General features: G+C 56.3%; 23 protein-coding genes and 2 tRNA genes. 20 read left to right on the top strand and 5 right to left on the bottom strand.

From position 1 onward, the window contains the following. Positions 1-71 precede the first annotated feature (71 nt). The 6 genes from SR894_RS16090 (at position 72) to nadA (ending at position 4457) form a co-directional block, all read left to right on the top strand. Complete coding sequence (locus SR894_RS16090; RefSeq protein WP_223288092.1) at positions 72-1022, top strand: segregation and condensation protein A; 951 nt, start codon at positions 72-74, stop codon at positions 1020-1022. Beyond that, a complete protein-coding gene (scpB, locus tag SR894_RS16085; protein WP_223288091.1) occupies positions 1019-1870 on the top strand; it encodes an SMC-Scp complex subunit ScpB in 852 nt (283 codons plus the stop codon). The genes SR894_RS16090 and scpB overlap by 4 nt, the downstream gene beginning before the upstream one ends. Next, entirely contained in the window at positions 1857-2732 is an 876-nt protein-coding gene (gene rluB, locus SR894_RS16080) for a 23S rRNA pseudouridine(2605) synthase RluB (RefSeq protein WP_223288090.1), read from the top strand. Before scpB ends, rluB begins: the two co-directional genes overlap by 14 nt. 182 nt (positions 2733-2914) lie before the next feature. After that, a tRNA-Lys gene (locus SR894_RS16075) sits at positions 2915-2990 on the top strand. A gap of 115 nt (positions 2991-3105) precedes the next feature. Beyond that, positions 3106-3181: transfer RNA gene (locus tag SR894_RS16070), tRNA-Lys, on the top strand. A gap of 247 nt (positions 3182-3428) precedes the next feature. Continuing rightward, positions 3429-4457, top strand: coding sequence for a quinolinate synthase NadA (gene nadA / locus SR894_RS16065; protein ID WP_133732125.1), 1029 nt, complete (start codon positions 3429-3431; stop codon positions 4455-4457). Between the two features lie 104 nt (positions 4458-4561). Here nadA and SR894_RS16060 read toward each other — a convergent pair whose 3' ends face one another. Further along, positions 4562-6025 carry a M48 family metalloprotease gene (locus tag SR894_RS16060; protein ID WP_223288089.1) on the bottom strand — a complete coding sequence of 488 codons (1464 nt, stop codon included), beginning with the start codon at positions 6023-6025 and terminating at the stop codon, positions 4562-4564. Positions 6026-6242: 217 nt separating this feature from the next. On the opposite strand from SR894_RS16060, the gene SR894_RS16055 reads away from it, so the two are divergent. Then, positions 6243-6506 (top strand): sulfurtransferase TusA family protein, encoded by a 264-nt coding sequence (locus SR894_RS16055; RefSeq protein WP_133732127.1) that lies wholly within the window; start codon positions 6243-6245, stop codon positions 6504-6506. Beyond that, a complete protein-coding gene (locus SR894_RS16050; protein ID WP_133732128.1) occupies positions 6503-7612 on the top strand; it encodes an AI-2E family transporter in 1110 nt (369 codons plus the stop codon). The genes SR894_RS16055 and SR894_RS16050 overlap by 4 nt, the downstream gene beginning before the upstream one ends. 67 nt (positions 7613-7679) lie before the next feature. Here the strand turns inward: SR894_RS16050 and SR894_RS16045 are convergent, their stop codons facing one another. Further along, the gene (locus SR894_RS16045; RefSeq protein WP_133732129.1) at positions 7680-8156 is read right to left on the bottom strand and encodes a peroxiredoxin; all 477 of its coding nucleotides are present in this window, start codon (positions 8154-8156) and stop codon (positions 7680-7682) included. A 280-nt stretch (positions 8157-8436) separates the two neighbouring features. Between SR894_RS16045 and dapA the strand changes: the two genes are divergently transcribed. The 3 genes from dapA to purC all read left to right on the top strand — a co-directional run bounded on the left by dapA (position 8437) and on the right by purC (position 11131). After that, positions 8437-9321: a 4-hydroxy-tetrahydrodipicolinate synthase gene (gene dapA / locus SR894_RS16040; protein ID WP_133732130.1), complete on the top strand. Its 885-nt coding sequence runs from the start codon at positions 8437-8439 to the stop codon at positions 9319-9321. Between the two features lie 77 nt (positions 9322-9398). Next, entirely contained in the window at positions 9399-10382 is a 984-nt protein-coding gene (bamC, locus tag SR894_RS16035) for an outer membrane protein assembly factor BamC (RefSeq protein WP_133732131.1), read from the top strand. Between the two features lie 32 nt (positions 10383-10414). Then, positions 10415-11131 carry a phosphoribosylaminoimidazolesuccinocarboxamide synthase gene (gene purC, locus SR894_RS16030; protein WP_008955951.1) on the top strand — a complete coding sequence of 239 codons (717 nt, stop codon included), beginning with the start codon at positions 10415-10417 and terminating at the stop codon, positions 11129-11131. A gap of 19 nt (positions 11132-11150) precedes the next feature. Here the strand turns inward: purC and tsaA are convergent, their stop codons facing one another. Next, on the bottom strand, positions 11151-11885 hold the full coding sequence (gene tsaA / locus SR894_RS16025) for a tRNA (N6-threonylcarbamoyladenosine(37)-N6)-methyltransferase TrmO (RefSeq protein ID WP_223288088.1): 735 nt from the start codon (positions 11883-11885) through the stop codon (positions 11151-11153). 140 nt (positions 11886-12025) lie between these two features. Between tsaA and SR894_RS16020 the strand changes: the two genes are divergently transcribed. Continuing rightward, complete coding sequence (locus SR894_RS16020; protein ID WP_133732133.1) at positions 12026-12550, top strand: GNAT family N-acetyltransferase; 525 nt, start codon at positions 12026-12028, stop codon at positions 12548-12550. A gap of 3 nt (positions 12551-12553) precedes the next feature. Here the strand turns inward: SR894_RS16020 and nadC are convergent, their stop codons facing one another. Continuing rightward, complete coding sequence (gene nadC, locus SR894_RS16015) at positions 12554-13408, bottom strand: carboxylating nicotinate-nucleotide diphosphorylase (protein ID WP_223288087.1); 855 nt, start codon at positions 13406-13408, stop codon at positions 12554-12556. A gap of 93 nt (positions 13409-13501) precedes the next feature. Here nadC and ampD point away from each other — a divergent pair, with 93 nt between their 5' ends. The 7 genes from ampD (at position 13502) to SR894_RS15980 (ending at position 22939) form a co-directional block, all read left to right on the top strand. After that, the gene (ampD, locus tag SR894_RS16010; protein WP_223288086.1) at positions 13502-14080 is read left to right on the top strand and encodes a 1,6-anhydro-N-acetylmuramyl-L-alanine amidase AmpD; all 579 of its coding nucleotides are present in this window, start codon (positions 13502-13504) and stop codon (positions 14078-14080) included. A gap of 437 nt (positions 14081-14517) precedes the next feature. Next, the gene (gene aceE, locus SR894_RS16005; protein WP_133732136.1) at positions 14518-17190 is read left to right on the top strand and encodes a pyruvate dehydrogenase (acetyl-transferring), homodimeric type; all 2673 of its coding nucleotides are present in this window, start codon (positions 14518-14520) and stop codon (positions 17188-17190) included. Positions 17191-17248: 58 nt separating this feature from the next. Beyond that, positions 17249-19294, top strand: a complete 2046-nt coding sequence (gene aceF / locus SR894_RS16000; protein ID WP_223288085.1) for a dihydrolipoyllysine-residue acetyltransferase — start codon at positions 17249-17251, stop codon at positions 19292-19294. 272 nt (positions 19295-19566) lie between these two features. Further along, positions 19567-20220 carry an adenylate kinase gene (adk, locus tag SR894_RS15995; RefSeq protein WP_133732138.1) on the top strand — a complete coding sequence of 218 codons (654 nt, stop codon included), beginning with the start codon at positions 19567-19569 and terminating at the stop codon, positions 20218-20220. A 141-nt stretch (positions 20221-20361) separates the two neighbouring features. Then, on the top strand, positions 20362-21060 hold the full coding sequence (tsaB, locus tag SR894_RS15990) for a tRNA (adenosine(37)-N6)-threonylcarbamoyltransferase complex dimerization subunit type 1 TsaB (RefSeq protein WP_223288084.1): 699 nt from the start codon (positions 20362-20364) through the stop codon (positions 21058-21060). After that, entirely contained in the window at positions 21057-21776 is a 720-nt protein-coding gene (locus SR894_RS15985) for a class I SAM-dependent methyltransferase (protein ID WP_223288083.1), read from the top strand. The genes tsaB and SR894_RS15985 overlap by 4 nt, the downstream gene beginning before the upstream one ends. Before the next feature lie 41 nt (positions 21777-21817). Further along, complete coding sequence (locus tag SR894_RS15980) at positions 21818-22939, top strand: phospholipase D-like domain-containing protein (protein ID WP_133732141.1); 1122 nt, start codon at positions 21818-21820, stop codon at positions 22937-22939. A 185-nt stretch (positions 22940-23124) separates the two neighbouring features. Here SR894_RS15980 and SR894_RS15975 read toward each other — a convergent pair whose 3' ends face one another. Continuing rightward, positions 23125-23784: a YecA/YgfB family protein gene (locus tag SR894_RS15975; RefSeq protein ID WP_133732142.1), complete on the bottom strand. Its 660-nt coding sequence runs from the start codon at positions 23782-23784 to the stop codon at positions 23125-23127. Positions 23785-23847: 63 nt separating this feature from the next. On the opposite strand from SR894_RS15975, the gene SR894_RS15970 reads away from it, so the two are divergent. After that, entirely contained in the window at positions 23848-24396 is a 549-nt protein-coding gene (locus SR894_RS15970; RefSeq protein WP_223288082.1) for a SprT family zinc-dependent metalloprotease, read from the top strand. Positions 24397-24558: the final 162 nt, after the last annotated feature.

The following is a 24558-nucleotide window of genomic DNA, read 5'->3' as shown; positions in this document are numbered from 1 at the left end:
ACGCGAATGTCGCTGAGTTTGCTAAACTGTTTGCCTGTGCTGATTTCCACTTTTCAAGAGAGCCGACCCGCGTGAGCGAGACGCCAAGCGCTACTGTTGATATAGAGAGCCCTGATCCCGAACCCACCGAGCCAGTGGCAGCTTCGTTTGGGCGTCTGTTTGATGAGCCGATTACGCAAATGCCGGAGGATTTATACATTCCTCCCGAGGCGCTACGGGTATTTCTAGAGACCTTTGAAGGCCCTCTGGATCTGTTGCTCTACCTGATTCGCCGCCAAAACCTGGACATTCTGACCATTAACGTGGCCACCATCACCCACCAGTACATCGAGTACGTGGAGCTGATGAAGGCTATGGAGATCGAACTGGCGGGGGAGTATCTGCTCATGGCCGCTATGCTCGCTGAGATCAAGTCGCGCACCTTGTTGCCCCGTCCGCCGAAGGCTGAGGGCGATGACGAGGAGGATCCACGCGCTGAGCTTATTCGCCGTCTGCAAGAGTACGAACGCCTTAAAGAGGCAGCAGAGACGCTGGATACGCTACCGCGTATGGGGCGTGACTGGTTCAGCGTGCAGGCGGGCTTACCGCCACTGGAGTCCCGTGTGATTCACCCCGAGGTGGAATTGGATGAATTGCTCAGCGCGCTCTCCGATATCCTCAAGCGCGCTGAGCTGGTGCAGGCCCACCAGATCAGTCGTGAAGTACTCTCTACTCGCGAGCGCATGCTCAGGATTATGGAGCAGCTAAGTCACGATGACGCCCATCAGCGCTATACCCCCTTTGAAGCGCTATTTACTTTAGAAGAGGGGCGCGCAGGCGTGGTGGTCACATTTATGGCGATTCTTGAGCTAGCCAAAGAAGCCATGATTGAAATTGTCCAAAATGCGCCGCTGTCGCCAATTCACGTGCGCGCGCGGCGCGCTGCCCTTGCTGACGGCGAGGAGAGCGCTTTTGATGAGAGCGAGATAGATGAGGATGCCTATGGCGAGTCCGCTTTTGAACCTGGCGAGGAGGCGCCATGAGTAACGCCGTCACCGCGTTAGATGACACTGTTTTAGATGACATTGTTGAAGCCGCACTGCTGGCCGCAGGCGAACCCTTGCCCCTTGAGCGCTTGGAAACGCTTTTTCTGGAGGGCGAATGCCCAACGCGCAGAGAGTTCCGTGACGTCCTGGAACGTTTGCAGCAGCGCCATTCCGGCGGTGCACTGGAGTTGCTGGAAACGGTCTCGGGCTATCAGCTGCGCATTCGTCCGCGGCTTTCCCAGTGGGTGTCGCGGTTATGGGATGAACGCCCCCAGCGCTACTCGCGGGCGCTGCTGGAAACGCTGGCGTTAATTGCCTATCGGCAGCCGGTTACTCGTGGGGATATTGAAGAGGTGCGTGGGGTCAGCGTAAGTAGCTCCATTATGCGCACCTTGGCAGAGCGCGGCTGGATTCGGGTGGTTGGTCATCGTGATGTGCCCGGTCGTCCGGCGGTATACGCCACTACACGCAGCTTTTTAGACGATTTTGGGTTAAAAACCCTCGATGCGTTGCCGCCCATGCACACCCTGGCAAGCTGGGACGAAAACGAACTACCTGAAGAGCCGGGGGTGACGAAGGATACTGGCATTCAGGAAGAAAATGACCCCGGTTCAGACGATGAAGCACTAGACGAAACGATCAAAACGGTGCAGGATGCGCCACCCCAGAAAGAACAGATAACCTCGGCTGAGATAGCCGACACGCACGCCGAGACGGCGTTAACCCAGCCGCTGAGCTTTGCCGACCTACAGGCTCGGCTCGCGGCACGTGCCAAGCGCCAACAAGACGAGCGCGAAAGCACGGAGACTACCGATGTGAGGTCAGACGACCATGAGTCAGAGTAATAACACCACGCCCCCCTCCAGCGAAAAGCTGCAAAAAGTCTTGGCCCGTGCAGGCCTTGGCTCGCGTCGTGAGATGGAAACGGCGATTTCCGCCGGCCGTGTTAAAGTGAACAGCCAAGTGGCTAAGCTGGGCGACCGCGTTGAAGCGCGGGACAAAGTCAGTTTTGATGACCGTCCGGTGGCACTGCGACCAGAAGAAGAAGTGCCGCGCCGGGTGATTATGTACAACAAGCCGGAAGGCGAGCTGTGCACCCGTAAGGATCCAGAAGGCCGCCGCACGGTGTTTGACCGCTTGCCGCGCCTTAAAGGCGAACGCTGGATTGCGATCGGTCGCCTGGATATCAACACCAGCGGTTTGCTGCTGTTCACTACCGACGGTGAGCTGGCCAACCGTTTGATGCACCCCTCTACCCAGGTGGAGCGCGAGTATGCGGTTCGCGTGATGGGTGAAGTGAAGCGTGAGCATATCATGGCCATGGTCGATGGAGTCATGCTTGAAGATGGCCCGGCGCGCTTTACCGATGTTCAGGAGTTTGGTGGCGAAGGTATCAACACCTGGTTCCACGTGGTGATTCTGGAAGGGCGTAACCGCGAAGTGCGTCGTCTTTGGGAATCTCAGGCGCTGACGGTTAGTCGCCTTAAACGCGTACGTTACGGCAACATCTTCCTAGATAAGCGGGCGAAAGCCGGCGAATGGGTCGAGCTTAGCCAGGATGAAGTGGATGACTTGGCCACGCTGGCTAACTTAGAGAGCCGCAAAGTGCCCGCCCTGACGCCAGATGAGAAGAATCGCTGGAACCGCGATAAGCACAAGCGTAAGCCGGTACAGGCACTGCGCAAACCGAAGAGCAAGGCGCGCTAAACGCGCCTTGCAGAGCCTGTTGAACCGCTTGGTGGTCAGTCGTTAGCGGTTAGGCTGATAAGCGTGCCTGTCAGCATTGAGTGACGCTAGCAGGTTCGCAAATGGTTCATTATTGTAGAGTGAAAGAGAAAAAACGCTTGCTATCAATAAGGTGTAAGCGTAGGATATGCATCCGTTCAGGCGGGTCGTTAGCTCAGTTGGTAGAGCAGTTGACTTTTAATCAATTGGTCGCAGGTTCGAATCCTGCACGACCCACCATTCAAACGACTGATCAGTTTGGAAAAAGTCAGTTTGAACTCGGTGATGAACGTTTAAGGTATATGTACTAACAGTAGGTTTAGCAAAGCTGGTCAGTGAACAGCACAGCAAGTTTGGGTCGTTAGCTCAGTTGGTAGAGCAGTTGACTTTTAATCAATTGGTCGCAGGTTCGAATCCTGCACGACCCACCAAATTCAACGCCCCTGGCAGTTTAGCTGCCAGGGGCGTTTTGCTGTGTGTGACATTCTGTTTGCAGTCAAACGCTATTCCCCGCCAAAATGGTTTAGAATAAATCTGTTCAGAACAGATTTTAAGCGATGGCCATCGCGAGAGACGCAGCGGCTCATCGCCCTTACGAGCGGCGCATGTGCAAGACGTACTGCGCCGTAGCCCAGTGTTTAACAGGGGGATTCCCTGTTCGTCACAGTGGTAGACACAATGACTATTATGACTACTCAAGCGAAGCTTGAGGCTCCGCTACCCACAGCCTACTGCCCGACCCGCATTCCGGCGGAAGATCAGGCCCGGGTTGAAGAGATCAAACGACTGTTGAAGGCCCATAACGCCGTTTTGGTCGCACACTATTACACCGATGATGCCATTCAGCAGTTGGCGGAAGAGACCGGTGGCTGTGTCGCTGACTCGCTGGAGATGGCGCGCTTTGGTGCTCGCCACGAAGCCACCACGCTGGTCGTCGCCGGTGTCCGCTTTATGGGCGAAACCGCCAAGATCCTTTCGCCTGAAAAGCGCGTGTTGATGCCCACCTTGGAAGCCACCTGCTCACTGGATATTGGCTGTCCCGCCGATGAGTTCAGCGCCTTCTGTGATGCCCACCCTGACCGTACCGTAGTGGTGTATGCCAATACCTCTGCAGCCGTTAAGGCACGGGCAGACTGGGTGGTGACTTCGTCGATTGCAGTCGAGGTGATTGAGCACCTGCAGGCCAAGGGCGAGAAAATTCTCTGGGCGCCCGATAAGCATTTGGGCGGCTATATCCAGAGCAAAACCGGCGCCGATATGCTGATGTGGGACGGCGCCTGTATCGTTCATGAAGAGTTTAAGGCCAAGGGCGTTGAAGACCTGAAGCGCATCTATCCAGGTGCCGCGGTACTGGTGCATCCCGAGTCGCCTGAGTCAGTAGTAAAACTGGCGGACGTGGCAGGCTCCACCTCGCAGTTGATTAAGGCCGCGAAAGAGCTGCCCAACGATAAGCTGATTGTAGCGACGGATAGGGGCATCTTTTTCAAGATGCAGCAGGCGGTACCGGATAAAACGCTGTTTGAAGCGCCGACGGCAGGCAACGGTGCTACTTGCCGCAGCTGCGCGCACTGCCCCTGGATGGCCATGAACGCGCTGGATAACCTGGCGGGTGCGTTGCGCAAGGGAAGTGGAGAAATTCAGGTGGATGAAGCGCTGCGCCTGCAGGCTTTAAAGCCCCTTGAGCGGATGCTTAACTTCAATGCATGAATTGAAGATCATAGCTTGAAGTCCATAGCTTAAGGCTGAGCCTGCTAAAAGCATGTAGCGCCCGTGCTGCTTAACGCATGGGCGCTTTTGCATGCTTCAGGACATCAACTAAAATCTTCCAGCGCTTCACGATACTCAATAAACTCTTCTCTGCGCTGCTCGATTCTTGCCAACGCCTGCTGGTTGTTTTCCCGCTCCGCGGCATCCCGGGCGATGGAGAGCTGGCGAATGCCGCGATCGACGCGGCCGGTCAGTTGAAGGTGCTCTGCACGGGCTAAATGCCCCCAGCTGTCGTGTCCGCTACGTCCGGCGGCTTCCGCCAGCAGGTTAAAGCCCTGAGGGTTTTCCGGGTTTTGGGAGGTGATGTCGCGCAGCAGGTCATAGGCCGCCTGTGGGTCGCGCTGCAGCTGCGCTTCGGCCAGTACCAGTTGGGCAGGTAGGTAGTTGGGCATAAAGCGTAGCAATTGCTGGCTGCGCTGAATCGCCTGATCGTAGCGCCCTGCTTCCAGAGCGACACTGGCTGCAGAGGCGGGGAGCATGGCAAAGTCGGGATGCTCGTTAGCAAGCCTATCCAGCTGCCCCAGAGCGCTATCGGTTTGACCGTTGCGAGCATCAATGAGTGCGGCTAAGTAGTCCTGAGCGGCTTGTTCGGCGCCTTCCTGAGCAAGGCGCGAAGCAGCTTGCTGCGGTGTGTTAGTGTAAATGCTTAGCAACGCTCGGGCGCGCATCATGTCGTAGAGAGTGTCGCTGGTATATGCATCGGCGACATTGAGCTGGGCGGCGCGGGCTTGCGCGGCACTTAAACGATTGTCGGTGACCGGGTGGGTAAGCAGGAACTCGGGTGGCGTATCGCCCTGAAGGCGCGCCATGCGCTGCATGGCCGAGAACATGCGCACCATTGCCTCGGGGTCATAGCCTGCATCGGCCATGGCCTGAAGCCCGATGTTATCGGCTTCCTGTTCAAACAGCCGTGAGTAGCTAAGCTGATCCTGAATCAGCGCCGCCTGGGAGCCCATGGCAGCCGCCATGCCAGCGTCGCCGCCGCCACTGGCAGCAATCAGCATGCCTGCCAGCATGGCCGCCATAGCGGGCAGTTGGGTCTGAGCCGCGCGGGCGCTGCCACGGGCATAGTGGCGTTGGGAGAGGTGGCCCAGCTCGTGAGCTAGCACCGAGACAAAGGCACCTTCATCTTCGGCAAACGCGAATAGCCCAGAGTTGATCCCTACCACGCCGCCTGGGACGGCAAAGGCATTCAGTGACGCGTTATCGACCATCACGGTGATCGTGCGCAGGCCGTTAATATCACTATGCGGGGCCAGTCGGGCAATTAGGCTTTGCAAATAATCATTGGTTATAGGGTCTTGCCACTGGGGGGCTTGGGCACGAAACTGGCGCAACCAGGCGCGGCCCAAGCGGTACTCTTCATTGCTGACGGAGGTAGACGCTGCCCCTAAGCTTGGCAAGCCGTAATCATTGGTAGCAACGCTTGGCGGACTAAACAGTAGGCTGCCACAAGCACAAGCGAACGCACATATCCAGCCTGGGTAAGTGGTACGAAGGGTCGGCATGGCATCCTCATAAATAATAGTTAAGCAAAGTGGTCTGGGTGTGGCATTGGTTAAAAGTGTGACATTGATAAAGACTGGGAAGTGCCGTTAAATCGACAGCCTAGTGAAATCAATCGCTAAAGACAGTTTATGCCGCAGCGTTTATTAAACAATGTTTATGCAACGACGTGTATAAATCTACGCCGTGAAATAGGCAGGTCATCTTGAGGGAGTATGTATGTCTGAGCAAACCGGGGGCTTTCAACCCGACACGGTGCTTGACGCTTGTGGGCTGCACTGCCCATTGCCACTGCTAAAAGCTAAGCAGGCCCTGTCAGGCTTGGCGGCAGGCCAGTTGCTTGAAGTACGTTCAACGGATGCTGGGTCGTGGCGGGATATGGCATCGTTTACCGATCAGAGTGCGCATGCCCTTGAGGGACGGGAACAGCGCGGCGATGTTTATGTGTATTGGATTAGAAAAGCGGGAGATGCGCACTCATGACCCTGCGCACGATTCTGAAAAGCTGGGTTGAGCGCTACTTCTCGGATGAGGAAGCACTCATCCTACTGGTAGTACTGGTGGCGGGTTTCGCCGCGATCATCTGGTTTGGTCGCATGTTGGCGCCATTTTTTACCGCACTGGTGATCGCGTTTCTGTTGCAGGGCGTAGTAAGCGCGTTTACCCGGCGGGGGGTGCCGCATTTGCTGGCGGTGATCCTGGTCTTTTTAGCCTTTATCAGTGTGCTGCTCACCCTGGCGTTTATTCTTATGCCGTTGATCTGGAACCAGCTAGTGGGGCTGGTGCAGGAGACGCCGCGGATGTTCGCCAGTGGCCAGGGCTGGTTGGATGAACTGCAGGCGCGCTACCCGAACATTATTACGCCGGATCAGATGCAGAGCTGGATAGGCGTAGCAAGCCGCGAGATTAGCCAGCTAGGCCAGCGCGCCTTAACGCTTTCACTGGCCTCGCTCGGCAATATCATGTCGCTGATTATTTACCTGGTGCTGGTGCCGATACTGGTGTTCTTTATGCTCAAGGATCGCGACGTGCTGGTCGGTTTTATGCTTTCGCTGCTGCCCCAGAAGCGTACGCTGCTATCGCGTATTTGGCGTGAGATGGACGATCAAATTGCCAACTATATTCGCGGTAAGTTTATTGAAATCATCATCGTGGGTACGGTGGCGTTCTTTACCTTTGCATTCTTTGGCTTGCCGTATACGGCGCTCTTGGCGGTGTTGGTCGGGCTTTCGGTGCTAGTGCCTTATATCGGTGCTGCGGTGGCTACGCTGCCTGTCGCCGCGGTAGCTGGATTCTATTTTGGTCTTAGCGAAGATTTTGTGTATGTGTTGGTGGCTTATGGCGTGATTCAGGCGTTGGATGGCAACGTACTAGCGCCGGTGCTGTTCTCTGAGACCAATAATATTCATCCGGTTTCGATTATTGTGGCGGTGCTATTCTTCGGCGGAATTTGGGGCTTCTGGGGTATTTTCTTTGCCATTCCCTTGGCCACGCTGCTGAAGGCGCTGATTTACGCTTGGCCCCGCGGCATGCATGGGCGTGAGGAGCGACGTGGGCTGCAAGCCCCGGCGGTTCAGGAGACCGAGTAGGTTTACCCATTACCCGTGGTGAATCGGCACGGGTAATGGCGTTAGCTGTAAAGGGGCTTTGTGAAAGCTAGCTGGAAGCGTTAAGTTTTTCAGCCGCAGCAAGCACTTCTTCAGCGTGGCCAGGTACCTTAACGCCGCGCCACTCGTTGGCTAGCTTACCTTCCTTATCAATCAGGAAAGTGCTGCGCTCGATGCCCAGGTGCTCCTTACCGTACATTTTCTTGAGTTTGATTACGTCAAACAGTGTGCAAACATTTTCATCTTTGTCGGAGATAAGATCGAAATTGAAATCCTGTTTGGCTTTAAAGTTTTCTTGAGCGCGTAGACCGTCGCGAGAGACGCCGAGAATCACTGTATTAGCGGCGTCAAAGGCGGGTTTACGGTCGCGAAAGTCACCGCCCTCGGTGGTGCATCCGGGCGTGCTGGCTTTGGGGTAGAAGTAAATGACCACTTGTTTGCCGTGCAGTTCGGACAGCGTCACGGTGGTATCACCAGTGGCGGTGGCGGAGAAGTCGGCAACGGGCTTACCAATTTCAACAGACATAAGGCGTCCTTATTGACGTGGGTGTTAACAGTGAAGTGCGAAGCACGATTACACGTAAGCCGGGGGCCATTGTCAAAGCTCAAAACAGGGTGACGGCAAACTCACATCGCTTTACGCTGTACAGGCTCGAATCGCCTGAGTACCATTTGTCCTCTGTGCGGTGTAGTGCTTGAGGCAAAATAGCCCGATCGCGCTCGGTTTTGAGAAGTATCTAAAACACTTAGCACTTAAAAAAACCTAGATAGTTGATATCACAATTTGGCTGGTGAGGAATAAACGGATGATCACAGGCAGCATTGTCGCCCTGGCGACGCCTATGAAAGTCAATGGCGACATCGACTGGGAGGCGCTTCGTCGCCTGGTGAACTTCCATCTCGAAAATGGCACCGATGCCATTGTGGCGGCTGGTACCACGGGCGAACCGACAACCATGTCCTTCGCGGAGCACTTTGACGTGATTCGCAGCGTGGTAGAAGAGGTCAATGGCCGTATCCCGGTCATAGCCGGTACCGGCTCGAACAACACCACCGAAGCAGTGGAGTTGACCCGCTACGCGAAAGAAGTCGGTGCAGATTACTGTCTGACGGTGGCTCCCTACTACAACAAGCCTACTCAGGAAGGCCTGTTTCAGCACTTCAAGGCCACCGCCGAGGCCAGCGACCTGCCGGTCATTCTTTACAATGTGCCTAGCCGCACCTGCTCGGATATCTATAACGAGACCGTGTTACGTCTGGCCGAAGTTGATAATATTATCGGTTTAAAAGACGCCACGGGGAACCTAGAGCGTGCTGAAGATCTAATTACTCGCCTAAAGGGCAGTGGCTTTATGCTCTACTCCGGCGACGATGCGACTGCCTGCGATTTTATGTTGATGGGGGGGCATGGCGATATCTCAGTAACCGCCAACGTTGCTCCTCGGGCGATGCATGAGCTTTGCACGGCAGCCGTCGCCGGTGATGCCGATAAGGCACACCAGATTAATACGCGTTTGATGCCGCTGCACACCAATCTGGGTATAGAGTCGAATCCTATTCCGGTGAAGTGGGCGCTGAATCGTATGGGGTACGCGGACGCGGGTATTCGCTTACCGTTAACCTGGCTGTCGGAAAAGTACCACGCCACAGTGAGCGAAGCGCTTCAGCTGGCGGGCGTCGTAGAGGAGTAACCCGACGCAATACCCTTTGCTACCCAGCTCATCTACCGCTGAGCTGGGTACCTGATTTGTTGACTTAAGGTGGCTTGATGAGCTCTGTGCTTGAAATACGTGCGCTTAAATGGGTTCCGCTGGCACTCGCAGCGGCTGTCGCGCTCTCTGGTTGTGCGCGGGATGGTTTTTACCACGACCGTAACCTGGACTACACCGAGGCCGCACCAGCGCCGCCTTTGGTGCTGCCAGAGACCCGCAATACCCAACGCTACCGTGATGCGCTGCCGGTTCCTCAAGCCGCCACCCAAGGGACACGGCTTGACGAAGCGGCAGAAATTCGTCCACCTCAGTCATTGGCGATTGGTAGTGGGATGGAGCCTGAGTATGTCGAGCGTCGCGAAGTGGGCGATCAAACCTGGCTAGTGGTGGCCGCCGATACCGGTACGGTGTGGCCGCAGTTGGAAGAGTTTGTACGTACTCGTCAGTTGGAAGTGCTGCAGAGTAGCGCTTCCCAGGGCGTTATCGTCACGCCCCAGGCGGAAATTCGCCTGCAAAGTGCACTACGCGCAGGTAGCAGCGAAGTTCGCTGCGAGCGCGGCGGGCAAACCATGGCGAGCTGTCTCGATGCGCTAGAGAGCCATTTAAGCGCGCGCAGTGCATCTGCCAGCGTCTCCTCTTCCTGGACGGCTCAGCGTCTGACCGATGAGCAGACATTGCAGATCCGCCAGCAGGGCGACGAATGGGAAGTGGTTATTCCACAGCCGGTTGATCGAGTATGGGCCGAGTTGAACCACTATCTTGAGCTGGATTTTGCCCAGGAAGGCCAGCGAGATTTGCTCGCCGCCGACCCCGCCAGTCATGAGTTTATGGTTGAGTACATGACTGAAACCGAGCGTAACCGCAACCCGCTGCAAATCGTCTTCAGCCCAGATGTGCGCAAAATGTCCCAGCAGATCCGTCTTGCCCTGCAGCCTAACGGCGACCAGACGATTCTGCGTGCCATCAATGCCAGCGAGCGGGCATTCAGCGCCGATGATCAGCGCGAGCTGCTTGAGCGTGTCTCCGGCTATTTACGTTAATTTGTTGATCCTTCACCCCTTACGGAGCCCCCATGGAAAAGCGCCAAGAACTCTACGCCGGTAAGGCGAAATCTGTGTATACCACCGACGATCCGGATTTGTTGGTGCTCAATTTTCGTGATGACACCAGCGCCTTTGATGGCAAAAAAGTGGAGTCGCTGGCCCGCAAGGGAATGGTCAATAACATCTTTAATGCCTTCATTATGGAGCGGCTGCAGGAAGCGGGTATTCCTACCCACTTCGAAAAGCAGCTATCCAATACTGAGAGTCTGGTCAAGAAGATGCAGATGATCCCGGTGGAGTGCGTGGTGCGCAACATCGCCGCGGGTGGCTTGGTAAAACGGCTCGGTGTAGAAGAGGGGATTGCCCTTACGCCACCTACTTTTGAATTGTTCCTGAAGAACGATGAGAAGGGCGACCCGATGATCAATGAGTCGCTGGCGGAGACCTTCGGTTGGGCAACGCCTGAGCAGTTAGCCAAGATGAAAGCGCTAACCTTCAAGGTTAACCATATCCTCAAAGCGCTGTTTGCTGAGGGCGATATGCTGCTGGTGGATTACAAGCTGGAGTTTGGTGTATTCAAAGGCGAGGTAGTGCTGGGAGATGAGTTCTCTCCAGATGGTTGCCGCCTTTGGGACGCCAACACCCGTGAAAAGCTCGATAAAGATCGCTTCCGTCAGGGATTGGGCGGTGTGATCGAGGCGTATGAGGAAGTTGGCCGCCGCTTGGGTATTACCTTCCCTGCCTGATAACGCCAGGCTTTTGCCATTATTCGGCGTAAGGTTCGATAGCCATCACCTCTAAGGTGGTGGCTTCGCCTTTCTGGCGAGGGCAAAACTTAACGTCCACATCGCGCAGGCGTACGCCGTAAAGGCGCTCAGACTCCCTATCCTTTTGCTTATAAGCGGGCCTTGGGTCTTGGCTTAGCACCTGCTCAATTAATGCCAGTAGGGTGGCACTGTCCTGGCGCTGGGCGAGCATATCAAGCGCCGTTGGATGAAAGGTGACAGCCATCAGTGACGGTGTCTCGGGGGCAAATCCGGCCTGTGCGTTAGGATGAGATTCGGCCCACGGCAGATAAGGCTTGATATCGACCACCGGGGTGCCGCTGACTAAGTCGCAGCCCTGGAGCTGCAGGGTAACGCCGTGCTGGGTGTCGATACCGACTAATCTCACCAGTGAGAGCCCCAGGCGGTTAGGGCGGTGAGTGCTGCGACTGGCAAAAACTCCCACCTTTTTATTACCCCCCAGGCGCGGTGGTCTTACCAGTGGAGACCAGCGCTCGGGGCTTTGATGAAAAATAAAGCTCAGCCACAGGTGGCTGAAGTCTTCCAATCCGCGCACAGCGAGTGGCTCGTTGTAAGGAGCGGTGAGCACAAGCCGGGCATTGGCCGCCGGTGCGAGCCCCGGCTGGCGGGGGATACCGAATTTATCGGGGTAGTCGCTGATTACATGGCCAATGGGCGTCAGCGTAAAATGCTCGCTGTTAGGGGCATCGTCCATCACACTGCCTTCTGCTAGGGTTGATTCGCGTAGAATTGATCCAAGTAGTATAAAGCAGGCCAATGGCTTAGGCGCGACCAAATAGGGCGTGATCGAATGTGTCTTGATCAAATGATAGCGAAACAGCGCAGAGGTGACGCATGACCAATACCGAGGAGCAGCAAGCGCCAACCGGTACGCGGGTAATGTATCGCGCGGCACTGGCACGTGATGCCGCTGACCAGGCGGAAGTGTTTTACCACGCTGTCATGCAGGGGGCAGCTACTCACTACACGCTGGATGAGCGGCGTGCGTGGGCTAATGCACTGCCTCGAGAGGGCAGTGCGTGGGGAGTGCGGCAAGCGCTCTACACGACCTTAGTGGCTACCTGCGATGGGCGCTGCGTGGGGTTCCTGGAGTTGGATTTAGTCGCCGGTCGGGTTGTAACTCTTTACGTATGGCCCTCACTGGCCGGCCGCGGGATTGGCACCACGCTGCTGGTGCATGCCGAGCGCCTGCTGCTAGAGCAGGGGCTTGGGCGGGTGGAAATAGAGGCCAGTTCGATGCTCTATGAGCGCCTAATGCGCCGTGGTTGGGAGAACCACGGCGAAGAGTGGGTCGAGCGAAGTGGGGAACGACTGCTGCGTTATAAGCTTTCCAAGCGGCTTAATGCCGTCGAAACTTAATCATCACACGCTATAGCTGCGGGTAATACGCATGGAAAGATCGATCGAGGCGATGTCCTTGGTCAATGCGCCGCTAGAGATACAGTCAACGCCGGTGTCGGCGATTGCCCGCAGAGTGGTGGCATCCACGTTGCCCGAGGCTTCCAGGGTGGCTCGGCCGCCGTTAATTTCAACCGCAACGTGCAGGTCTTCAATGGCGAAATTGTCGAGCATGACAATATCAGCCCCCGCTGCCAGCGCCTGATCCAGCTCTTCAAAGGTTTCTACCTCGACTTCTACAGGCAGGTCGCTGGCTAGCTTGCGCGCCTGGGCGACCGCCGTTTGAATGCCTCCGCAGGCAGCAATGTGGTTCTCTTTGATCAAAAACGCGTCCCAAAGGCCAATGCGGTGGTTGTGTCCACCTCCGCAGGTGACCGCATATTTTTGCGCCAAGCGCATGCCAGGTAATGTTTTACGCGTATCAAGCAGACGTACACCGGTGCCTTCAATTAGGTCGACATAAGCGCGGGTGGCGGTGGCGGTGGCGGATAGCGTTTGCAGCACGTTAAGCGCCGCCCGCTCGCCGGTGAGCAGGACACGGGCGGGGCCTTCCAGGGTTAAAAAGCACTCACCGGCCTCTAGCTTATCGCCGTCAGCGGCGTGCCAGGTCAGGCTTACCCGACTATCCAGGCGGCGAAACAGCTCATCTACCCAGGGCGCGCCACACAGCACCGCATCTTCACGGGTAATCACATTGGCGCTGGCCCACTGGTGCTCAGGGATCAATTGCGCGGTAATATCACCCGGGCCAACGTCCTCTGCCAACAGGCGAGCGGCGCTGGCGCGGATTTCTTCAGCAAGAGCGGATTGATAATGCATGGCAGTGATTCTCTGAACGTCGTCGATTGTGGGCGGCCATTATAATGAAAGTGAGCCGTGGAAGAACGCGTTACCTTAGAGGAGACCATGCGTATGGAAGACAAACAACCCCTTAGCGGTTGGTGGAGTGGCGCTCGGCAAGTCGTTTCGCCCAACTGCGATGCCCGGCCCGATGAAGAGGTCTCGCTGCTACTCATTCATGCGATTAGCTTACCTCCTGGCGAGTTTGGCGGCGGCGCTATTGAGGCGCTATTTACCAATCAGCTGACGGTTGGTGAACACCCGTTTTTCGCTGAAATTGCTCACTTAAGAGTCTCTGCGCATCTGCTGATACGCCGCGATGGTGAATGCGTACAGTTTGTTGATACAGATCATAGAGCGTGGCACGCAGGGCGTTCAGGATGGTGGGATGCCCGCCAGCTAAACTGGCGAACGGCACTCAACGATTTTTCGGTGGGCATTGAGCTTGAGGGCGATGACGTTACTCCCTATAGCAAAGCCCAGTATAACGCGCTAACAGAGGCGGTAGTGTGGCTAATGGCGCGCTATCCACAGCTCAATGCTGATCGTATTACCAGCCATGCGCATGTTGCGCCGCTGCGCAAAACTGACCCCGGCCCGGCATTTGATTGGGTTTATTTTCGGCAGCGGCTATCGTCGCGCCTTGAGTGATGATGGTCTACTCAACTATTTTAGTCACCAAGTGGGTGAATGACTGAGTGTTTCAGTAACTAAGTAACTCAATAGCAACGCAATAAAACGGTAGTTTAATTACAGCCGATTCTCTGTTGGTAGTAGTGGCAAATGCTATATGTTTTGCTTATGTTGCAGTGCAATAGTTTGTTTTCGATAGGCTTTTCCGCTGCGACAGAATTGGCAGCGTGGCGACTTTGAGGTATCTTCGCCTATACAAAAGGCTAACCTTTAACAGAATTGTGTAGCTTTACTACATTAACAAGCACGTAGCTTGTTGAATGTAGAGCTAAAACCCCTATCCGGCGTTTGATCACCGGCTGATTGTTGGCGCGTGGTGAATTTTCGCACCGCCGCCCCAGGCCCTTTAGGGTAGCGGGGATTTTTGTCATTTATCGTCATTCGGAGAGACCTCTATGAGTCTGGAGACAAGAGAAGATCTCGATCCGATCGAAACTACGGAATGGATTGATTCCCTAGAGTCGGTATTGGATCGTGAGGGCGAAGATCGTGCCCGCTACCTGATGACCCGCCTGGCGGATCGCCTGCGCCGGGACGGCATGAAGGTGCCCTTCTCGGTGACAACCCCGCACCGTAATACGATCCCGGTTCACCGCGAAGCACCCATGCCTGGCGACCTGTTCATGGAGCGGCGTATCCGCTCCTTGATCCGTTACAACGCCATTGCCCAGGTGATTCGTAATAACCGCGCCAAGCCGGGCCTGGGCGGCCATATTGCCAGCTTTATGTCCTCGGCCACCCTGTATGACGTGGGCTTTAACCACTTCTTCCGCGCCCCCCAGGGCGATTTTGCCGGTGACCTGATTTATATCCAGGGCCACGTAGCGCCGGGCATCTACGCACGCTCCTATCTGGAAGGACGTCTATCAGAAGAGCAGATGGACAAGTTCCGTCAGGAAGTCGATGGCGATGGCCTCTCGTCCTACCCGCACCCCTGGCTGATGCCTGACTACTGGCAGTTCCCCACCGTCTCCATGGGCCTTGGCCCCATCCAAGCGATCTACCAAGCCCACGTGATGAAGTACCTGCATCACCGTGAGCTGAAGGATATGTATGACCGCAAGATCTGGTGCTTTATGGGCGACGGTGAGTGTGATGAGCCGGAATCCCTGGGTGCCATTTCACTGGCCGGTCGCGAAAACCTCGACAACCTGATCTTTGTCATCAACTGCAACCTGCAGCGCCTGGACGGCCCGGTACGCGGCAACTCCCGGGTGATGGACGAGTTCGAAGGCGTCTTCCGTGGCGCGGGCTGGAACGTGATCAAGGTCGTCTGGGGCCGTCACTGGGATCCGCTGTTCGAGAAGGACAAGAAAGGCATCCTTCAGAAACGTATGGATGAAGCGGTCGACGGCGAGTACCAGAACTACAAAGCCAACGGCGGCGCTTACACCCGTGAGCACTTCTTTGGCAAATATCCCGAAACCGAGGCGATGGTCAACGACCTCTCCGACGAAGATATCTGGAAGCTCAACCGCGGTGGCCACGACCCGTTCAAGGTTTACGCGGCGTATAACGAAGCGGTGAATACCTCCAACGGCAAGCCCACGGTCATCCTGGCGCACACCGTTAAAGGCTACGGCATGGGCAGCGGCGATGGCGAAGCGGCCAACGAAGCGCACCAGGTCAAGAGCATGGAGTACGAAGCGCTCAAGACCTTCCGCGATCGCTTCGGTATTCCGTTAACCGACGAACAGCTCAAAGAAGTGCCGTACTACAAGCCGGAAGACGACTCTCCCGAGCTCAAGTACATGCACCTGCAGCGCGAGCGCCTGGGCGGCTACCTACCCAGCCGTCAAAGCGACTTCGAGGCCCTGGAGATCCCCAGCCTCGAAGACAAGACCTTTGCCTCGCAAATGGGGGGCTCCAAAGGGCGTGAAGTCTCCACCACCATGGCGTTTGTGCGGGTGCTTAACGGCCTGGTCAAAGATAAAACGCTGGGCAAGAAGGTCGTACCGATTATTCCTGACGAAGCGCGAACCTTCGGTATGGAAGGCATGTTCCGTCAGCTGGGTATCTACACCTCGGAAGGTCAGAAGTACGAGCCGGTGGATAAAGGCCAGATCATGTTCTACCGCGAGGATCAGAAAGGTCAGATCCTCGAAGAGGGCATTACCGAAGCCGGCGCCATGTCGGCCTGGATCGCCGCGGCGACCTCCTACAGCAACAACAACGTCACGCTACTGCCGTTCTACATCTACTATTCGATGTTTGGCTTCCAGCGCATCGGCGACCTAGCCTGGGCGGCGGGTGACCTGCAAGCCCGTGGCTTTATGGTCGGCGGCACCGCAGGGCGCACCACGCTCAACGGCGAAGGCCTGCAGCACCAGGATGGCCACAGCCTGATTCAGGCCTCCACCATCCCCAACTGCCGCAGCTACGACCCGACCTATGCCCATGAAGTCGCGGTGATTCTGCAGGATGGCCTGAAGCGCATGTTCACCGACAAGGAGAACTGCTTCTACTACCTGACGGTGATGAACGAGAACTACGAACACCCTGCGCTGGAAAACGTGCCCGCCGACGATATCGTCAAAGGCATGTACCTACTGCGCGAAACCAAAGGGGACAAGGGCCGCGTACAGCTGCTCGGTTCGGGTACGATTCTGCGCGAAGTGGAAGCCGCCGCTGAGTTACTCGAGAACGATTGGGGCATCGGCGCCGACATCTGGAGCGTGACCAGCTTTAACGAGCTGCGTCGTGAAGCGCTGCTGCTGGACCGTGAAGCCTTCCTGAACCCGGACGCCGAGGCCACCAAGCCTCACGTCACGCAGTGTCTGGAAGGGCGCGACGGCCCGGTGATCGCGTCGACCGACTACATGAAGCTGTATGCCGATCAAGTGCGTGCCTGGGTACCGGGTGACTACACTGTACTGGGTACCGATGGCTTTGGCCGTTCAGACACCCGCGAGAAGCTGCGCTACTTCTTCGAAGTAGATCGCTACTTCGTGACCGTGGCGGCGCTACGTGCGCTGGCTGAGCGTGGCGAGATTGATCGCAAGCAGGTTGGTGAAGCGCTTAAGAAGTACGGCATTGATGCCCATAAGCCTAACCCGCTGACTAGCTAAACCGCTGACCGGTGGGCGGTGGCCCACCGGCTCGATCCGATTTGGAAGGAGCGCGACCTTGAGTAGCGAAATCATCAAAGTTCCCGATATCGGCGGCGATACCGATGTCGAAATCATCGAGATTGCGGTGTCAGAAGGCGACGTCATTGAAGCGGAAGACACCCTAATCACGCTGGAATCCGACAAAGCCAGCATGGACGTACCGGCCCCGAAAGGCGGCAAGGTACTCAAAGTGCTGGTCAAAGAAGGCGATAGTGTCTCAGAAGGGGACGATATCGTTGAGCTGGAAGTCGAAGGTGGTGGCGACGAGCAGCAAGAGAAGAAGCAAGAGAGCTCGTCTGACAGCCAGCCTGAAGAGGCCCCAGCCAAGCAAGAAAAAACCCAAGAGCCGTCTCAAGAGCAGAAGCCCGCGGCTAAAAAGTCCGCCGGTGGTAAGCAGACGGTGGATATCAAAGTGCCCGATCTCGGCGGCTCGGACAGCGTCGAAATTATCGAAGTTGCGGTCAGCGAAGGTGATGAGGTTGAGGCCGAAGACACCTTGATCACGCTGGAGTCTGACAAAGCCTCCATGGACGTGCCCAGCCCCCATAGCGGTAAGATCGTTAGCTTTACCGTGAAAGAGGGCGACACGGTGTCTGAGGGCGATGTGATCGGCCAGATGGAGATCGTCAGCGAAGGCGGCGACAGTGAAGACGCATCGGAAGAGAGCTCTTCTCCAGAACCGTCCTCTAGCCAAGCCAGTAGCGAGCCGGAAGAAACGGCTGAAGATGATCAGGAAGAGGCCGCTAGCGGCGAGCCGGAGCGCAAAGAGATTCGCGTACCGGATCTTTCTGGCTCCTCTGATGTGCCGATTATTGAGATCGGCGTAGCGGCGGGTGACGAAGTCAATGAAGAAGACCCGTTGATCACCCTAGAGTCTGATAAAGCCTCTATGGACGTGCCCAGCCCCTATAAAGGCAAGCTCCTTGAGCTGACCGTTAAAGAGGGCGATACCGTCTCTGAAGGCGATGTGATCGGCTATATGGAAGTGGCGGGTGCCAAGAAAGCGGCACCGAAAAAAGCCGCACCAGAAAAAGCCTCGCAGAGCAGTGATAGCAAGGACAGCGCTAAACCTACTGAGTCTCCGGCGGGCACGCCCAGCCCGGAAGCCCAAATGGCGGCCCACAAGCCCCGGGATGGCAAGTTGGTTCATGCTGGCCCTGCGGTACGCATGCTGGCCCGTGAGCTGGGTGTCGACTTGGGGCTCGTTAAGCCCAGCGGCCCGAAGGATCGCGTGCTCAAAGAGGACGTACAGTCCTACGTAAAGCAGGCGATTGCCAATCAGGGTAAAGCCCAGCCCGGCGCGGCAGCCGCGGCTACTGGTGGCGCGGGTATTCCGCCCATTCCGGAAGTCGACTTCAGCCAGTTTGGTGAAGTGGAAGAGAAACCGATGGGGCGTCTGCTCAAGATGGGCGCGACCAACCTGCATCGTAGCTGGCTCAATGTGCCCCATGTCACCCAGTTCGACGAAGCGGACATCACCGAACTGGAAGCTTTCCGCAAGGCGATGAAGGCCGAAGCGGAAGCCCAGGGCGCCAAGCTGACACCGCTGCCGTTTATGGTCAAAGCCTGCGCCTTTGCGCTGCGTAAATTCCCGCAGTTCAATGTTAGCTTGAAGGGTGACGGTGAAACCTTGGTATGGAAGAACTACGTCCATATCGGTATTGCCGTGGATACGCCTGATGGTCTGATGGTGCCGGTAGTGCGCAACGCCGATCAAAAATCCTTGATCGAGATTGCCAAGGAGATGGCGGAGCTAGGCAAGAAAGCCCAGACTAAAAAGCTCAAGCGCGACGAGATGACCGGTGGTTGTTTCACCATTTCGAGCCTCGGTTCGATTGGTGGCACGGCGTTTACCCCGATCGTCAATGCGCCGGAAGTGGCCATTCTGGGCGTGTCCAAAGCCCAGATGAAACCGGTTTGGGATGGCAGCGCCTTCCAGCCGCGCCTGATGATGCCGCTATCGCTCTCCTATGATCACCGTGCGATCAATGGCGCCGACGCGGCACGCTTTACTGCCTTCCTGGCAGATGTGCTGACCGATATTCGTCGCTTACTGCTGTAATTGGTAGCGATGTGCTTATACAAGCGGCGCCCCTCGGGGCGCCGCTTGTGTTTACTCAACTTAAAGGCTTGCTAAATCTATCGCAGGGCGACCAAAGTGGTAGATTTAGGGCATTTGGCTGTTTTAATTTAAAAAAATTGAAATAAAAGCGGGTCTCTCAGGCTTTTGGGGAGTTGTGTCGCTTGAGAGGCGCGGTTATTGTCAGTTAACAGAATTTACATACTCATTCTTCATACGCTTTTTTCATACCAAGAACTTCAAGGAGCAGTGCCATGCGTTTAATCCTGTTGGGTGCCCCCGGCGCGGGGAAGGGGACTCAAGCTCAGTTTATTTGCGAGCAATTTAAGATTCCTCAGATTTCCACCGGGGATATGCTGCGCACGGCCATTAAAGATGGCACTGAACTGGGACTGAAAGTAAAAGAGATCATGAACAGCGGTGGCCTGGTCTCCGATGACATCATCATCGACTTGGTCAAAGAGCGTATCAGCCAGCCAGACTGCGAAAACGGCTTTCTGTTCGATGGTTTCCCACGCACGATCCCCCAGGCCGACGCCATGAAAGAGGGCGGCGTTAAGCTGGATCACGTAGTGGAAATTGCCGTGCCCGACGAGGAGATCGTTAGTCGCTTGGCGGGACGCCGTGTGCATCAGGCATCGGGTCGCGTTTATCACGTTGAGCACAATCCGCCCAAAGAGCCGGGTAAAGATGATGTGACCGGTGAAACGCTTATTCAGCGTGAGGACGACCAAGAGTCCACGGTGCGTAATCGCCTATCTGTTTACCACGATCAAACGGCGCCGCTGGTCGATTACTATCAGCAGTGGGCCAAGCAGGATCCGCAGAATGCGCCCCAGTACCACCGTATTGAAGGCGTTGGCAGCGTGACGGATATTACCCGCCAGGTTAAAGAAGCCCTTAGTTGATAAGAGCCTTCAACTGAGAAGAGCCTTCAGCTAACAAAAGCGTTTTACGCCTTTGCCGATGGCCCGCTTAATGCGGGCCATCGTCGTATTAGTATGACAAAGGTATAATGCCGCAACCTTTCTTTCGAGTGGCTACTTGCTATGCCGTTACATCTGCTTGCCCTGGACGCCTCTTCAAGCGCCTGCTCTGCAGCCTTACTGCGCCAAGATGATTCGGGTACTGAGTGCCTGGCGCGCTTCGAAATGACGCCCCGCGCCCATACCCGCCGGCTGCTGCCGATGGTGGATGAAGTGCTTGCCGAAGCGCAGCTCACCCCTTCCCAGCTCGACGCGATAGCCTTCGGTCGGGGGCCAGGTTCGTTTACCGGGCTACGCATCGCGGCGGGCGCTGCCCAGGGGTTGGCGTTTGGCCTGGACTGCCCTCTGCTGGGTGTTTCTACTTTGGAGGCGCTAGCGCTTCAGGCCCATCGCCGCTATCACCTACGCCACGTGGTGACTGCCTTAGACGCCCGCATGGGGGAGGTGTACGTCGCCACCTGGCACTGCCTTAAAGATGCCATCACGCCGATGAGCGCTGAGGCGGTATTAGCCCCTGAGTCGCTGCGCCTGCCGGGGGAGGAAACCGACTGGGTAGGCGTGGGTAGCGGATTTACGCTGTGGGAGCGCTTCACTGTCGATGTGCAACTGAGCATGCCTCAGCATTTGGATGATTTAGAGCCCCGTGCCGAAGAGATGGCGTGGCTGGCGGCGCGTGATTTTGCTGCTGGGCTGGGGCAGGCCGCGCACTTGGTTCAGCCGGTTTATCTGCGCAACGACGTTGCCTGGAAAAAGCCCGCATGAGCTTTGTGAAGAGCGATGTTGAAAGCATCGTGCTACCTGACGGCCTGCGCTTGGTGCAGTACGAAGCAGGGTTGGCGCTGGGCGGTGATGAAAAACGCTACGGCAAGCCGCTTAGCGTTGATTTTGTGGCGGGCCAAGCGGCCCATCGGCGCCGCTTTGGCGGTGGGCGTGGCCAGCTGGTTGCAAAGGCTTGCGGGCTAGCCAAGGGTGTTAGCCCTTGTGTTGTCGATGCCACTGCCGGGCTGGGGCGCGATGCCTTTGTGTTGGCCAGCCTAGGCGCCCAGGTGTTGTTAATTGAGCGGGTCGAGGCGATTGCTGCGCTGTTGGAAGATGGCTTGAGGCGCGCCTCCAGACATAGCGATACGGCAGACATCGTCGCCCGCATGACTCTGCGTCATGGTGACGCCGTGCAATCTCTAGCTGAACTGGTTGCCAGTGCTCACTTTTCTCCCCAGGTGATACATCTGGATCCGATGTTTCCCCACCGTGAGAAATCCGCGCTGGTGAAAAAAGAGATGCGTCTGTTTCGTGAGTTGGCCGGTGACGATAATGATGCTCCGCGTTTGCTCGAGGCAGCGCTGGATGTGGCCACTCACCGCGTCGTGGTTAAGCGGCCCCGGAAGGCGCCACCTATTGCGGGCCCTGTGCCGCAGCATACCCTTGAGGGTAAAACCAGCCGCTACGATTTATATGTACATCGCTCATTAGCACGGTAGCTTGTTAGTGTACTTACTCAGTGGCAAAGCAAGGAGCACCCATGCAGAACGCGTGGCGAGAAGGTAATCGATTTACGCTACTGCCGGAGGCCACACGCTTTCTGCCGGCCATGTTTGAGGCGGTCAGTACTGCGCGACGTTATGTGCTGGTAGAGCTCTACTTGATGGAGTCAGGAGAGCTGGCGGATCAAGTCAGCGATGCGCTAATTGAGGCTGCCCAACGCGGGGTCTGCGTCTGTTTGTTGTTGGATGGGTATGGCTCGATGGGCCTCTCCAGCCATGATCGCCAACGGTTGAAGCAGGGCGGGGTTCAACTGCGCTTTTTTAATCCCATAGGCCTTCACTCCTTGGCGCTGAACCTGAGTCGCGATCACCGCAAAATAGTGGTTATTGATGGTGAACTGGCGTTCACCGGTGGCTTTGGCGCGGTGGATGAGTTTTTGAATGCCTGGTACGAAATTGCTCTGCGTATTGAGGGGCCGGTAGTGGCCGATTGGGAACTGCTGTTTCGGCGCCTGTGGCACTCGCGGCTGACCCGTACTGAGAGAGGTGATGGCCGTCAGCAGGCTCTTCCGGAGCGCCGTGAACCACAGGCGCTTGCCAATGGCGTGCCTGGTCGGGCGATGTCGGCGCGAGGTTACCGTTATCAAGCGATTCGTCACTCACTGCATTATCGGGTCAGCCAGGTAAATGAACGACTCTGGTTATGCACGCCCTATTTTGTGCCCACCTTTGCCCTGCGTCGGCGCTTGGTTCGAGCGGCTCGCAGAGGGATAGACGTACGCTTACTGCTGCCGGGGGCAAAGCATGACCATCCCAGCGTTCGCTTTGCCGGTCAGCGCTTTTATCACACCATGCTCAAGGCTGGGGTACGCATTTTTGAGTTTCAGCCGACCTTTATCCACGCTAAATTTGTGCTCGCCGATGAGTGGGTGAGCATTGGTTCGTGTAACTTTGACCACTGGAATTTGCACTGGAACCTAGAGGCAAACCAGGAGGTGGTTGATCCGCAGCTCGCGGCAGACGTGTGCGAACTGTTTGAGCGAAATTTTGCCGCTAGCCAGGAGGTAGATGCCGCGGCTTGGGCGGCGCGCCCCTGGGGGCAGCGCGCCCGTGAGTGGATCTATGGCGTGCTGGATGCCATGGTTACGCGGCTTAAATAGTGCTTAAGCTAAGTGCTTAGCCTAGCAGCCTGTCGGACTTAACACTGATCTACTGCGAATCCCGGTATTTTGGCCAACTTTATTCGATCAATTTCGTTAAATAGCGAGCTATTCGCCTCAATCGATCGATAAATTTGGCTCAAAATCCGTGCTTCTCGCGACGATCGGCCAAGCCCGACAGACTGCTAGCCCTTTTTACCCTTTGCAGGCGTTTTTTTACGCGGTTTGGGTTTGGGCGTTTCCGGTGGCACGCGGTAGTGCAGGTAAAGATCCAAAACCAGCTCCGGTAATTGTACTACCAGCGATTCCTGGCGCTGTTGATCCTTGGCCAGCTCGGCCATGTCCGGCTCTTCGTCGAATAGCCCAGAAAGCAGCATAAACGGCAGCAGCAGGGTGGCGGCAGCTTCTTCATCGTCCTGGAACCAAGCGCTTTCGTCACTGAAGACGCCTTCCATAAAGCCCGCACACCAGTCGCCAATGGGGGTCTCCTCGGCGGGCTCCCCCCCCAGGGTTAGCTCAAACGGCAGTTCAGGCAAGCCGCCTTGCTCGAGTACCGCCACTGCGTTGTCGCGCAGCAGCGTGAGCAGGGTAATAATCTCATCACGCTCGGCGTCATCGGCGTAGCGAGGCTCGCCCTGAAACAGCTCAGCCAGCCACTGGGTAGGCGGCACTTCGCTGGGGGCCACGGCAAGGGCCACTAAAAAGCCATGGGCGGAGATAAGATCCAGGGCGTCTTCATCGACTTGATCCGAGTCGAGGAAATCGTCCAGTCTATCCAACTGCTCATCCTCGAGCAGTGGCTGCGGTGGCGTGTTCGTTTCAGGCGTATCGCTGCGCTCTGCCATGAGTAAAGCCTCGTTAATACAAACGTTCATCAATGGTTATTTATAGCGGCTAGTTTATCACTAATGAAGACCTCACCACTGCCCCCTTGGCCTGCCTCTGAATTGGCGACCATGTCGGAAACAGAGTTACACCAGGCCACGCTTACTCGCGTTGAGCAGGCGTGGCAGCGCTGCTGTGAAGTGTGCCCTGCTCTACCAGCCCCAAAAGTGTGGTTTAACCTGCGCGGCGCTTCGGCCGGTCAGGCGCACCTTGGCCACGGCGGTCTGCGCTTTAACCCGGTACTACTGAGTGAGAACCGCACGGCGTTTTTTGATGAGGTGATCCCTCACGAAATGGCTCACTGGCTGGTGTTCCATTTGGACAATGGCCCGCGTTTAAAACCTCACGGCCGCGAGTGGAAAACGGTCATGCGCGACCTTTTTGGCTTAGTTCCCAGCGTAACCCATCGGTTTGATATTAAGCAGGCGCAGTCCGCACCTTATCGTTACCAATGCGATTGCCGCTTTCATCAATTTACCCCGAGACGTCATGCTTTAGTGGTAAACGGGCGTCATTATCGCTGCCGATACTGCGCTAAGACCTTGGTCTACAGGCCGGAAGTTGTCTCGTGATTAGTTTATAAATGTTTGTTTTTTAAATAAAAAATGATAATACCAATGTCTAAAGGGAAGCCCGCGCGAGGAGGTTTATGCTAGGGGAACATTAATGGCAGTCGATACTCCCGATAATGGCTAATCAGCCCCATAAATAAGCTTATCGACTACAGTTTCTTA

Source organism: Vreelandella neptunia (assembly GCF_034479615.1).
In the GTDB taxonomy this organism is placed as follows: domain Bacteria; phylum Pseudomonadota; class Gammaproteobacteria; order Pseudomonadales; family Halomonadaceae; genus Vreelandella; species Vreelandella neptunia.
The sequence above is the reverse complement of the archived record's forward strand: the minus strand, read 5'-3'. Positions and strand labels throughout refer to the sequence as shown.

What these genes read in the sequence shown, in the direction of transcription:
- tsaA (WP_223288088.1), bottom strand. Translation starts at nt 11,885, where the DNA reads ATGGACGATGCCCCTAACAGCGAGCATTTTACGCTGACGCCCATTGGC.
- dapA (WP_133732130.1), top strand. Translation starts at nt 8,437, where the DNA reads ATGATCACAGGCAGCATTGTCGCCCTGGCGACGCCTATGAAAGTCAAT.
- SR894_RS15970 (WP_223288082.1), top strand. Translation starts at nt 23,848, where the DNA reads ATGAAGACCTCACCACTGCCCCCTTGGCCTGCCTCTGAATTGGCGACC.
- SR894_RS16055 (WP_133732127.1), top strand. Translation starts at nt 6,243, where the DNA reads ATGTCTGAGCAAACCGGGGGCTTTCAACCCGACACGGTGCTTGACGCT.
- scpB (WP_223288091.1), top strand. Translation starts at nt 1,019, where the DNA reads ATGAGTAACGCCGTCACCGCGTTAGATGACACTGTTTTAGATGACATT.
- ampD (WP_223288086.1), top strand. Translation starts at nt 13,502, where the DNA reads ATGGAAGACAAACAACCCCTTAGCGGTTGGTGGAGTGGCGCTCGGCAA.
- purC (WP_008955951.1), top strand. Translation starts at nt 10,415, where the DNA reads ATGGAAAAGCGCCAAGAACTCTACGCCGGTAAGGCGAAATCTGTGTAT.
- SR894_RS16045 (WP_133732129.1), bottom strand. Translation starts at nt 8,156, where the DNA reads ATGTCTGTTGAAATTGGTAAGCCCGTTGCCGACTTCTCCGCCACCGCC.
- SR894_RS16020 (WP_133732133.1), top strand. Translation starts at nt 12,026, where the DNA reads ATGACCAATACCGAGGAGCAGCAAGCGCCAACCGGTACGCGGGTAATG.
- SR894_RS16050 (WP_133732128.1), top strand. Translation starts at nt 6,503, where the DNA reads ATGACCCTGCGCACGATTCTGAAAAGCTGGGTTGAGCGCTACTTCTCG.
- SR894_RS15975 (WP_133732142.1), bottom strand. Translation starts at nt 23,784, where the DNA reads ATGGCAGAGCGCAGCGATACGCCTGAAACGAACACGCCACCGCAGCCA.
- SR894_RS15980 (WP_133732141.1), top strand. Translation starts at nt 21,818, where the DNA reads ATGCAGAACGCGTGGCGAGAAGGTAATCGATTTACGCTACTGCCGGAG.
- bamC (WP_133732131.1), top strand. Translation starts at nt 9,399, where the DNA reads ATGAGCTCTGTGCTTGAAATACGTGCGCTTAAATGGGTTCCGCTGGCA.
- SR894_RS16060 (WP_223288089.1), bottom strand. Translation starts at nt 6,025, where the DNA reads ATGCCGACCCTTCGTACCACTTACCCAGGCTGGATATGTGCGTTCGCT.
- rluB (WP_223288090.1), top strand. Translation starts at nt 1,857, where the DNA reads ATGAGTCAGAGTAATAACACCACGCCCCCCTCCAGCGAAAAGCTGCAA.
- adk (WP_133732138.1), top strand. Translation starts at nt 19,567, where the DNA reads ATGCGTTTAATCCTGTTGGGTGCCCCCGGCGCGGGGAAGGGGACTCAA.
- nadA (WP_133732125.1), top strand. Translation starts at nt 3,429, where the DNA reads ATGACTATTATGACTACTCAAGCGAAGCTTGAGGCTCCGCTACCCACA.
- aceE (WP_133732136.1), top strand. Translation starts at nt 14,518, where the DNA reads ATGAGTCTGGAGACAAGAGAAGATCTCGATCCGATCGAAACTACGGAA.
- SR894_RS15985 (WP_223288083.1), top strand. Translation starts at nt 21,057, where the DNA reads ATGAGCTTTGTGAAGAGCGATGTTGAAAGCATCGTGCTACCTGACGGC.
- nadC (WP_223288087.1), bottom strand. Translation starts at nt 13,408, where the DNA reads ATGCATTATCAATCCGCTCTTGCTGAAGAAATCCGCGCCAGCGCCGCT.
- tsaB (WP_223288084.1), top strand. Translation starts at nt 20,362, where the DNA reads ATGCCGTTACATCTGCTTGCCCTGGACGCCTCTTCAAGCGCCTGCTCT.